General features: G+C 39.8%; 9 protein-coding genes. 5 read left to right on the top strand and 4 right to left on the bottom strand.

Annotation, left to right across the window (positions count from 1 at the left end; genetic code table 11):
* Nucleotides 1-33 precede the first annotated feature (33 nt).
* Together coaD and ACY2RT_RS10535 are read right to left on the bottom strand one after the other, a co-directional pair.
* Nucleotides 34-489 (bottom strand): pantetheine-phosphate adenylyltransferase, encoded by a 456-nt coding sequence (gene coaD / locus ACY2RT_RS10540; RefSeq protein WP_490155877.1) that lies wholly within the window; start codon nucleotides 487-489, stop codon nucleotides 34-36.
* Between the two features lie 231 nt (nucleotides 490-720).
* Nucleotides 721-1695 (bottom strand): D-alanine--D-alanine ligase, encoded by a 975-nt coding sequence (locus ACY2RT_RS10535; protein ID WP_490155876.1) that lies wholly within the window; start codon nucleotides 1693-1695, stop codon nucleotides 721-723.
* A 97-nt stretch (nucleotides 1696-1792) separates the two neighbouring features.
* Here ACY2RT_RS10535 and ACY2RT_RS10530 point away from each other — a divergent pair, with 97 nt between their 5' ends.
* From ACY2RT_RS10530 to ACY2RT_RS10515, 4 genes are all read left to right on the top strand, one after another.
* A complete protein-coding gene (locus tag ACY2RT_RS10530) occupies nucleotides 1793-2416 on the top strand; it encodes a PASTA domain-containing protein (protein WP_490155875.1) in 624 nt (207 codons plus the stop codon).
* Nucleotides 2403-3443 (top strand): RluA family pseudouridine synthase, encoded by a 1041-nt coding sequence (locus ACY2RT_RS10525; protein WP_490155874.1) that lies wholly within the window; start codon nucleotides 2403-2405, stop codon nucleotides 3441-3443. Before ACY2RT_RS10530 ends, ACY2RT_RS10525 begins: the two co-directional genes overlap by 14 nt.
* Nucleotides 3444-3533: 90 nt before the next feature.
* Nucleotides 3534-4292: a peroxide stress protein YaaA gene (gene yaaA, locus ACY2RT_RS10520; RefSeq protein ID WP_490155873.1), complete on the top strand. Its 759-nt coding sequence runs from the start codon at nucleotides 3534-3536 to the stop codon at nucleotides 4290-4292.
* A gap of 2 nt (nucleotides 4293-4294) precedes the next feature.
* Entirely contained in the window at nucleotides 4295-4954 is a 660-nt protein-coding gene (locus ACY2RT_RS10515) for a uracil-DNA glycosylase family protein (RefSeq protein WP_490156135.1), read from the top strand.
* On the opposite strand, the gene ACY2RT_RS10510 is transcribed toward ACY2RT_RS10515, so the two are convergent.
* A complete protein-coding gene (locus ACY2RT_RS10510; RefSeq protein WP_490155872.1) occupies nucleotides 4955-8248 on the bottom strand; it encodes a VCBS repeat-containing protein in 3294 nt (1097 codons plus the stop codon). It abuts the gene before it with no gap.
* Between the two features lie 169 nt (nucleotides 8249-8417).
* Between ACY2RT_RS10510 and ACY2RT_RS10505 the strand changes: the two genes are divergently transcribed.
* Nucleotides 8418-11864, top strand: coding sequence for an HYR domain-containing protein (locus ACY2RT_RS10505; protein ID WP_490155871.1), 3447 nt, complete (start codon nucleotides 8418-8420; stop codon nucleotides 11862-11864).
* An 87-nt stretch (nucleotides 11865-11951) separates the two neighbouring features.
* Here ACY2RT_RS10505 and ACY2RT_RS10500 read toward each other — a convergent pair whose 3' ends face one another.
* A complete protein-coding gene (locus ACY2RT_RS10500; protein WP_490155870.1) occupies nucleotides 11952-12110 on the bottom strand; it encodes a 30S ribosomal protein THX in 159 nt (52 codons plus the stop codon).
* Nucleotides 12111-12212 lie beyond the last annotated feature (102 nt).

Here is a 12212-nt window from a genome sequence, read left to right as displayed (position 1 = left end):
TTATTACATATAACCTGGATATACTAATGTAGTTTACACCCCTTTAACAGCTTCTGGTACCAAACCACTAATATCACCACCGTTTCGCTGTACATCCCGTACAATAGAAGAAGAAATATTGGAAACTTCCGGGGAGCACATCAAAAAGACACTTTCCACATCAGCCATTCCGTGATTGGTTTGGGCAATGGATTGCTCGTAGTTAAAATCTGCCGTATTGCGAAGTCCGCGAAGGATAAATTGGGCATTTTCAGCCTTGCAAAAAACAACCGTCAGCCCTTTATAGGTCTTTACTTTTATACGGGGTTCGTGGACAAAGGTCGCTTCAATAAAACGTTTGCGGTCCTCCAGTGGCCACATATATTTTTTATCGGCATTCACCCCAATGGCAATGATAATTTCATCAAAAAGCGGTAAGGCTCTGTTGATAAGGTCAACATGCCCCAGAGTAATGGGGTCAAAAGAACCGGGAAAAACAGCACGTTTCATAATTTAAAGATACTTAGTTTTTTTAAAAGTATGTATAATCCTGTCACTGAACATAGTCAAAGTGACTTCAAACTCCAAACTCCCAACTTCTTGCTCTCCACTCCACGCTTCAAACCCTTTTGTCATTCCGAACGTATGTGAGGAATCTTTTAGATTCATCGGTCGCACACTCCAATGACACTTGTACTCCAAACTCCCAGCCTCAATCCTCCAGCTTCCAGCTCCCAACCCCTATAAAACATTCTCCACCAGTATACCAAAGAATTGGGTCAGGGTCATTCCCGCTTCACGTACCTGTTTGGGGATGATACTCTCTTTAGAAATCCCTGGGGTTGTATTTATTTCAATAAAATAAGGTTTCCCATCCTGCATAATAAACTCACTGCGTGTTACCCCATCCATTTTCAGCAAACTATAGATACGCCTCACTTCGGCCTGTACTTTTTGGGTTTCCTTTTCTGAAATACGTGCCGGGGTAATTTCTTGTGACTGTCCTAAATATTTAGCTTCATAATCAAAGAAGTCGTTTTCAGAAACAATTTCAGTCAATGGCAGTGCAATAACCTCATCACCATTTCTATAAGCTCCTGCCGAAACTTCCACACCTACCAAAGCCGTTTCGATAATGATCTCAGTGTCTTCCGTAAAGGCTTTTTCAATCGCCGGAACCAGATCTTCCATATCGTGTACCTTACTTATTCCAAAGCTGGAACCCGAACGATTGGGCTTTACAAAGCAGGGGAGTCCCACAATTTTTACGATCTCTTCAGTATGAATATTATTTCCTTTATTTAGATAGTAGGAGTTCGCACATTTAATTCCGAAGTGCTGCAAAACCGACAAACAATCTCTTTTGTTAAAACTTAGTGCAGCCTGATAAAAACCACAACTTGTCTGCGGTATTCCCAGCAGTTCCCAGTAGGCCTGCATATAACCATCCTCACCCGGTGTACCGTGAATGGTATTGAAAATAGCATCGGGTACGATTGTTCCCGTTGCTGTTTCAAAGCTAAAATCTGCTCTGTTAACAGAATATTTTGTGCCGTTTTCAGCAACATAATGCCAACCCTCCTTTAAAATATGTACAGGATAGATATAATACAAAGAAGCATCCAGCGACTCGCAGACCACTTTACCACTCATTAAGGATATTTCAAACTCACTGGAGTAACCTCCCATGGCTACTGCTATATGTTTTTTTGCCATAACAAAACTTTAATTACAACGTTTAACAAAAATATCACTAATCGTTAGAAAGATACTAACTTTAGGTTTCATATTTTTGCCTATTAACTATCAACATATGTCATTTTTCAAATTTTTGTTTACCAAAGTATTTTTAAAACAATTGCTCTACGCGATTTTGGCAGTCATTATACTTTCCTTTTTGATCTTATGGTGGTTACGAAGTACTACTAATCATGGACAACAAATAGAAGTGCCGAATCTTGCAAAAATGTCACTGGATGCTGTAGAAGATGTTCTGAATGAGAACGACCTGCGTTATGAAATATTGGATTCTGCGAACTACAATCCTGAGTTCCCAAAATATTCGGTGATCGAACAAATACCAAAAGCAGGAAAATTTGTCAAGGAAGACCGAAAGATATACCTCTACCTTAATCCGTCGGGTTACCGCAAGGTAGTGATCCCTGAAGTTGTTGGCAGAACCCGAAGACAGGCAGAACCCACCTTATTGGCAATGGGCTTTAAAATGGGGAAGGTGAGCTATCGTCCTTACATTGCAAAGGATGAGGTTTTAGAATTACGTCATAAAGGCACCAGGGTAGAACCGGGTACAGAGCTTCAAATAACCTCTGTTATCGACTTGATTCTGGGAGATGGCTCCGGAAGTCTGAGACGGGAAGTCGAAGAAAATTCTGAAGAAGCTACTACAACTGAAACCGAAGGTGATGGAGGAAATTAACGAAGCGGTCAATGACGCTGGTAATGATGATCTATATGAACATTACAAGTTTGTAGCAGACAAAGGGCAGCAACCACTACGGGTAGACAAATACCTTATGAATAAGGTAGAAAACGCTACCCGGAACAAGATTCAAAAAGCAGCCAAAGACGGAAATATCTTCGTGAACGATACCGCTGTAAAATCCAATTACAAGGTAAAAGGGAACGATGTGGTGACAGTTTTGTTCGAGCACCCTCCATACGAATACCTGTTGGTTCCTGAAGACATCCCCATAGACATTTTACATGAAGACGATCATGTTCTGGTAGTCAACAAACCTGCCGGAATGGTAGTACATCCCGGTCATGGAAATTATAGTGGGACGCTTATCAATGCCCTCACCTTTCATTTTGAAAACTTACCCAACAACAGCAGCAATCGTCCCGGACTGGTACACCGGATAGATAAAGACACGAGTGGCCTTCTGGTCATTGCCAAAACAGAAGAAGCCATGACCCATCTTTCCAGGCAGTTTTTTAATAAAACAACCGAAAGGGAATATGTCGCTTTGGTATGGGGAAATATGGAAGAAGATAGTGGTACCATTGAAGGAAATATTGGCCGTCATTCTAAAAACAGATTGCAAAACACAGTCTTTGAAGGCGATGAAGCCGAAAAAGGAAAACCGGCAGTCACCCACTATAAAGTATTGGAACGGTTAGGATATGTAACTTTGGTTTCCTGTAGATTAGAAACCGGGCGTACACACCAGATACGGGTTCATTTAAAACATATTGGGCATACATTATTCAATGACGAACGCTATGGAGGAGAACGGATCTTAAAAGGAACCAGTTTCAGTAAATACAAACAGTTTGTGGAAAATTGTTTTAAAATTCTTCCACGCCAGGCACTGCATGCCCGTACACTGGGCTTTATACATCCCGTTACCGGAAAAACACTTCGTTTTGAAACATCCATCCCGGATGATATGGAAGCGTGTTTGGAAAAATGGCGCCATTATTCTAAACATGTGATCGAGTAATTAACAGACTTTATTGGACTATAATTACTTCCGATTCTTTTCTGTAAAAGTTCCGTCAATTCTTAGTAATTTTGAAGAAAAGCACTTCAAATGAAAATTGTATTATCTCCGGCAAAGTCATTAAATTTTGAAACTGCATTGCCAACTCCAAAATATACCGAAGCATGTTTTTTAGCGGAAGCCGAAAGACTTAATAGACTATTGAAGAAAAAATCTGCCAGAAGCTTGTCAAAGCTAATGGGGATTTCGGCCAATCTGGGACAGCTTAATTATGAACGAAACCAGGATTGGAACCTGCCTTTTACACCTTCAAATGCACGCCCGTCCGTATATGTTTTTAGTGGAGATGTATATAGAGGACTGGATGTCTATACCCTTCCGGAAAACAAAATAGAAATTCTGCAAGATAGCCTTCGGATCATCTCCGGTCTCTACGGAATTTTAAAACCATTGGACCTTATACAGCCGTACCGCTTGGAAATGGGAACTAAATTCCCTGTAGGAAAAAATAAGAACCTTTATGAATTCTGGAAGAAAAAAATTACACAGGAGTTGAACGACGAATTAAAGGATGATGAACTTTTTATCAATTTGGCCAGTAATGAGTATTTTAAGGCCATTGACACCAAAGCATTAAAAGTACCGGTGATCACAGCTGTATTTAAAGACCTTAAAAACGGTGAGTATAAATCTATTATGACCTTTGCAAAACTCGCTCGTGGTTATATGACACGCTATCTTATCGATACCAACGCTTCGACATTGGACGATGTAAAAGGATTTAATTATGAAGGCTATGGTTACAGTGAGCCTATGTCTACAGAAACCGAATTGGTCTTTATTAGATAATTATTTTTTTACATACCCATCCATATAAACCTTTTATACCGGAAACGGCTACTAAACTTATTGTTGGGACGTTGCCACCACCAAGATTTACTACAGGTGAGTTTAGAGAAGGCGATGTGAATTTTTGTTACGGAAGTCGTGACGGACAATTATGGCCTATCTTGAATGCTATTTTTGATCTCAATCTAAAATTTGAAACCACTGCGGAAGCCATACAGCAACGCAAGCATTTTTTGACAAACAGGGGCATAGGTATTTGTGATATTGTTGCTTCGGCGAAGCGAGAAAAAATAGATGCTTCAGATCTGGGAATGCAAGATATTGAGCTTCGGGACCTCATAAAGATACTTCAGCAGCATACAAAAATAGATACACTCTTATTCACGGGAGGAAATAGCAAAAATGGCTCCGAGTATTTTTTCCGAAGACATATCAGGAAATATGATATACCTCTAAAGGTCCTTTCAAACGAAGTCCCTCGAATCCATGAATTTGAACTTCCGGGAATATTAAGAAGGATTAAAACGGTATCTCTTACAGCCCCTTCAGGAGCAGCGAACAGGGCAGTGGGAAGTCTTGATGCCTACAAAAAAATGAAAGCGAAATTTCCCGAAAAAACGACCATCGATTTCAGAATATCACAATACACTCCCTTTTTTTAATTACGGTTCGAAGTAGAAAACCTCTAAGGGAGCATTGTTGCTCACTACCATGAAGTGAGGCTTTCCCTGGATCGATATTTGAGCAATATCTTTAGAATCACTATCAATGAAAGGTTTATATTCATGGGTATAAGTAAAGTTGCCTTTACCATCTCCCAATAATACATAACCATAATTACTATCATAACGGATGGTCTCTACTTCAGCATCATAAATGGCACCAATACCCATAACGTCCATATTTCCGTCGTTGTTAAAATCGGCATTCGCAAAGGAAAGCGTAGGGCCTATCTGGGCTTCGTTTGGAAGCTTTTTTATGTTAAAATTTCCGTCACCAAGATTTTCAAGATAAACACTTTCAAACATATGAGCTACTAATTGATGTGCATCTTTTAATTTATCTTCCCCGTATATATCTTTCATTTCCAGGCTTGCAAACTCTTTATAGGTTTGGATCTTGTCTAATAGGAAAGGATTTTGCTCGCTGCTACATTCTTTCCCCCGCACCGGAACCAGTTTTCCATTGTTGATTTTACTTAAGGCTACATCAAAACTTCCATTGTTGTCAAAATCTTTTCCGTAGATGTATATGGGTTTGTCTTTCTTTGGCTGAAATTTATTGTTCTTACCTATATTACCCAACATATAATCCTCGTCACCGTCACCGTCATAATCTGCTGCGGAAATACTAAACCACCATCCTTCACTGTTTTCAAGTCCTGAGATCGCATCGATTTTTTCAAAAGTACCATTCGTATTCTCAAAAAAGGAGGGTTGCATCCATTCACCAACGATCATGAGATCCGGGTCATTGTCACCGTCATAATCGGTAAAGATCGCTTCAGAGACCATTCCGACTTCAGCTAAAACCGGGTCCGATGTGGTAACATCTGTAAATTTTCCGTTTTCATTTTTCAGTAAATAGGAACGAGGTGAAAGCGGATATTTTCCCGGAATTACGTTTCCACCCACAAACAAGTCTGTGTCTCCGTCTCCATCATAATCTGCAGCCGAAACACTTTTCCCGGAAGTAAGCATTTTGGGTAAGGACCTACTGTTACTAAAATTTCCATTTCCGTCATTAGTATACAATCTGTCTTGTAGTAGCGAATGATCTTCAGCCAATTCATAACCGGCACTAACTACATACAAGTCCTGGTCACCGTCACCATCGACATCAAAAAACAGGGCATTGGCATCTTCGTATTTTGCTTCGGTATTCCACAAAGATTCATTACTTTTTGAAAAGGCTCCATTTGTATTTTGGATATATAAGGCAGCAGAAGCACCGGCTGCGTTCCCAACAAAAAAGTCATCTAAACCATCATTATTTACATCTGCTTTCGCAATGCCGGTTCCTTTGGTAGATTGCTTTTGTGGCAGCAATAACTGTAACGCATAGTCGTTGAATAAATTCTCTTTATGCTGATAATCAATCCCTAATTGAGCAGGGTTAACCTCTTTTTTATTCGACCTGTAACTACGTAAAGCTACTGTGGCTCCCTCTTTTCCAGAAGCATAATCCACCTCGATCAATTTATTGATCTTTGGATTCTCAATTTTAGAAATCTTATCATCCGGCCAGACCACAAGTATTTCATCAATGGAACTTTGGTTTCCAAGTCCAAAATGTAGAATGTTAGTTACGGATGACTCATACCCCCGGGTTAATTGTAGTTCCTGAAACTGAGTATTCTCTTTAGTTTTTACATAGACATCTGCACCAATTCCTATTTTGTTATTTTGTGGCCCATCCAATTTTAACTGTATAAAATTGGTATTGGCATTGTTGCGGTACAAACCAATATCATCGTTGATATTATTAACAACTAAATCAAGGTCACCGTCATTGTCAAAATCGACATAAGCAGCACCATTTGAAAAGTTGGGGTCTTTTAGCCCCCATGCTTCGGTCATTTTAGAAAAGGTAAGGTCACCATTGTTCTGATAAATATAATTATCCAGTTTTTCAGAAGGGAGCAATGCCAAAATACTTTCCAGCGTATGTGCACCACCTTCCTTTTGTTTTTTACGCATTTCATTTCTGAAGTCCTGGTTGCCATAGTCCTTTACAATTCCATTTGAAATAAAAATATCTTTGAAGCCGTCATTATCAAAATCGGCAATAAGAGGAGCCCAACTCCAATCTGTCTTTACAATACCACTCAACTGGGCTGTTTCTTCAAAATTACCATTGCCCATATTATAATGTAGCATATTAGCCATATACGCATGATGATATCCAACAGCTACCATGGACATAAAGTTTGACGTACTCATAGATGCCATATTTTCTTTACTTCGGGCATAATTTTCAGCCAGCATGTCCAGGGTGATTAGATCGGGATACAGGTCATTGTTGAGGTCTGCATAGTCACTACCCATACTGTTAAAAGAGATATGCTTGATACGTGAATTGATCTGGTTTTGAAAGGTTCCATCTTGCTGGTTGATATACATTTGATCCGGTTCCAGATAATCATTTGAGACGTAGATATCATCCCATCCGTCATTATTGAAATCACCTATGGCAGCAGCCAGTCCCCATGTTTTATTGTAGAGTCCGGCTTCTTCCGTAACTTTAGTAAATATGGTTCCGTCATTCCTATAGAGTTGGTCACTGGTTACTTCTTCGATCTGACTTTGAATCTTGCTACTGATCTTAGCATTATTTGTAAAATCATATCGATAATTTACTACATACAGATCCAGATCACCATCTTTATCATAATCGATAGGATAGACCTGAGTAGTGTACCCGGGGTCATCAAGCCCCCATTGAGCAGCTTCTTCTGTAAATGTCCCGTTTTTTTGATTCACAAAAAGCTTGTTCCTTCTGGCATCATCATTATTTAAGGACCCTGCTTTACATACATAGATATCCAGCCACCCGTCGTTATTAATGTCCAACATAGTAGTACCTGTTGAAAAGCCCTGATCGTCTGTAGTCTTTGAAGTTGAACTAATATCTTTAAAGGTGAAATCACCATTATTTTTATAGAGTTTATTGGGCCCAAAATTTGAAACCAGATACATATCTTGAAACCCGTCATTATCAATATCTCCCACAGCAACTCCGGCACCGGAATACAAATACGGATAATTTAAAAAATTATACTCATGATTATCCTGAACCAAATTCTGAAATTTGACTTTAGAAGTCTCTGACGGGACTTTTGTAAATAGAGTGGAAGCTCCGTCTGTAAACTCTTCTTTTTTGTTTTTTTCCGAAGTATTTTCAGAACAGGAAAGTAAGCTTGTTAAAATAATATAGAAAAGGAATCTGTATCGCATTGTCTCTGGAATTTGTCAATAAACAAATATATAAAAACCATGAAACTATTATGCTCTAAAAATTTGCTTATCATCGAATAAAAAATGCTTTTGTTTTTTTTCTTTAACAATTTATTATAGTATCTTAACACATTATTAACCAATTATCTAATCTCAAATTTCAAGATTCATGAAAAAAAACAGACTATTTTTCTTAACCATTACGTTGCTCCTTTTTGGGGTTATTAGTTATGGACAAACGGTTCCTGTAATTGTATGTCCCGGAGACGTAACGGTTAATACAGACCCTGGCGCTTGTGGCGCTGTTGTAACTTATGCAGATGCAATTGCTCTGGATGCTGAAGATGGTGTCATTCCCACTACGCAAACTTCCGGCCCACTGGTAAGTGGAGATGAATTCCCGGTAGGTGATACTGTAGTAACTTATGAAGCTACTGATAGTGATAGCAATACTGTAACTTGCTCTTTTACTATTACGGTTATCGATAACGAATCACCAACCATTACCTGCCCTGCGGATATTACACAAACCAATGATGCAGGTCTTTGTGGTGCAAACGTAACAGTTCCTGCGCCAACACCAATGGACAATTGTCCAACTACCTTGGCACCGGTTGTTGTTGGTCCGTCCACAACATTTTTAGGAGGAGGCTCGTTGTTAGATACTCCTACCACTGTTACCGGATTAAGTAACTCTATTGGTGGTGATGTTACTATTGATGCTGTATATGATGGTGACTGGAACTCTTCTTCCGAAGAATTTGAAATACTTGGTCCCGACGGTACCTCTATATTCTATGATAATTCTTCACATACTTTTGACTGCAGTGGATACAGTAATACTTTCACAGTAGCAGAGGCAACCTGGAATGGGTGGATAACAACCTTTGGAACAGATCTTACGTTTACTCTGGTTGGAGATTCGGCAGTAAACCCAACAACACTTTGTACAAATAATTTCTACCAATTAACGATAACTCTTGGAGCAGGCGGTTCATTGACCAATGATTATAATGGTACTGCTGATGCATCAGACTTCTATCCGGTAGGAACCACTACGGTAACCTATACGTATACGGATCCATCAGGAAATTCGGTAGATTGTTCTTTTGATGTAACAGTAACCGATGACGAAGCACCTGTTATCACATGTATAGGACAACCCGGTACAGCTACTAACTCGGCTTCAGACAGCCCTGCTTTAGCGCTTGTTGATAATGACCCTGCTGGAGTTTCTACTACTTTAACAGTAACGGAAGATGTTGAGATAACCGACCTTAATGTAGATCTAGACATATCCCATACCTGGGTAGGAGACCTTATTGTAACGATAGAATCTCCTGCTGGTACCACGGCTGTTATTGTGGATCGTCCAGGATTTACAGGAATAGGAGCTGGTTGTGATGGAGACGATATTGTAGCTTCTCTGGATGATGAGGCTACAGACCCTGTTGAAGACGAATGTGATGCCGGTGTACCAACGATCAATGGTTCTTTTACACCTAACAATCCGCTTTCTGTTTTTGACGGTGAGAGTACAATGGGAGACTGGATACTAACAGTATCTGATAACGCTCTTGGTGACTTTGGAACTATCAATACTTGGGGTATTACTTACGAGTATCTTGCTCCGGGAGTTGGTCTTGACGTTTTCTTAGATGCTAACGGTATGGCTACAATTAATGCAAGCGACCTGATTTTAAATGCTACAGACAATTGTGGTAGTGTAGTTGCAAGTACAGTAGGTGTACCTCCTGTCTTTGGAACACTTTCAGCCCCTCTTATAGGAGGTAATGGAAACTTTGGAAATATGTTCGATGTGAATGCTCTTAATGAGGTTACTATAAATTCCTTCGATGTTCATGGAGACGTAGGAGTTACCTTTGATGTAAATGTTTGGGTAAAAGTAGGAACTCACGTTGGTTCTGAAGATGTACCCGGAGACTGGACACTTTTAGATACAGCTGTTGGAATTGTTTCTAATGGAGATGGAGCATTAACTCCATTGAATCTGGCCTTAGGATATGTAATCCCTGCTGGAGAAACACACGCATTCTTTGTATCGCCAATAGGTGGCGGATTTAACTACCATGATGGAAATGCAGTTGGAGATATAGTTGCTTCAGACGCAAACATAGAGTTGCTGGAAGGAGCTGCAAAAGCTGACGATTTCACAGGACTTACTTTTGCTCCTCGTGTTTTTGAAGGAAATATTCAATATAGCGTAGGAGTAGGGCCAAGTCCTACTATAGACTTTGATTGTTCAAATTTAGGCGAGAACCTTATAGATATTATGGTGACTGATACAAGTGGAAACTCTTCTATCTGTACAGCTACTGCTAATGTAATTGATAACGTATCTCCGGTGATCACCTGTGCCGGGCCAAGTATTCCTACAGAAACTGGTACGGCTTCAGATAGTCCGGGCTTAGCAATTCCTGATGATACTCCGGGAGGAGTTTCTACAACCTTAACAGTAACAGATGATGTTCCAATTACAGATCTGAATGTAGACATAGATATCACCCATACCTGGGTAGGAGACCTTATTGTAACCATAGAATCTCCAGCGGGTACCACAGCAGTTATTATGGATCGTCCAGGATTTACAGGAATAGGAGCTGGATGTGATGGAGACGATATTTTAGCTACCTTGGATGATGAGGCTGCAAGCCCTGTTGAAGATGAGTGTGGTGGTGGTATACCAACGATCAATGGTTCCTTTACACCTAATAATCCACTTTCTGTTTTTGACGGAGAAAGTACTATGGGAGACTGGATATTAACGGTATCTGATAATGCCGGAGGTGACCTTGGAACTTTAAATGCCTGGGGTATTACTTACGAATATGATGGAATACCTACGCTTGCATATGAGGTTGAACTGGATGAAAATGGTGAAGCAGTAGTAGATCCTTTTGACTTGATCATTAATACTGATGAAGCTTGTGGTATTGCCACAGCAGCAGCAGATATAACCGAGTTTGATTGTTCGGATATTGCTGCCGGTATCATTCAGGTTACTGTATTTGTAAGTGACACCAGCGGTAATATAGCTTCCTGTATTGCAGAGGTTGTCGTAGTGGACAGATTAGGACCAGACCTTACTTGTCCTCCGGATCAAACTGTAGATCCAGGACCAGGAAACTTGTTCTATACTGTACCGGATTACTTTGCAACAGGCGAAGCTATTGCTGAAGATAACTGTACGGACCCTGTAACAATTACTTCTCAGGATCCTGTGGCAGGTACTCAGTTACCTGACGGTACTTACACAGTTACCTGTACTGCAGAAGATGAGTATGGTAATGTATCTACTTGTACTTTCGAGCTTACAGTAGAAACTATATTAGGAGTGGATGACAATGCATTAGATGTTGCTATAGCATTATATCCAAACCCGGCTCAAAGTCAGGTAACTCTTTCTAACAGCTCTAATATCTTGCTTGACAAAGCAGCGATATTTGATGTGAATGGAAAAATGGTCATGGACATCAACTTGCAGGGTATGCAAAGTGAGAAAGTGATTGATATTTCTTCATTGGCATCCGGAGTGTATATGGTTCAGATATCAGGTGAGCAGGCTAGCGTTGTAAAACGTCTCATTAAAGAGTAAGCACTCACACTGGTAAACAAATACCAACCAAAAACAAAACCCCCTTCACGATCGTGAAGGGGGTTTTGGGTTTTATAAAAAAAAAGATCAAGCTTTCTTTTTTGCAGCTGTTTTTTTAGCAGTCTTTTTAGCTGTTTTTTTTACGGCAACCGGAGCTGCTTTAGCGGGTTTTTTTCTGGGCCGAAGCCTTCCGTAAGATCCCATTGTAATTTTTCCTCTTCTGGTTTTTTTGTCTCCTTTTCCCATACTTTTTCAGTTAAATGATTTAATTGATAGTTGATGTTTGAACACTGTTTGATAAACAGTTGTAAATGATACATCTAAGTTATAAAATATTACGGACTTAAA

This window comes from Ulvibacter sp. 2210JD10-4 (assembly GCF_058148525.1).
This window is presented reverse-complemented; position numbering and strand designations above follow the sequence as displayed.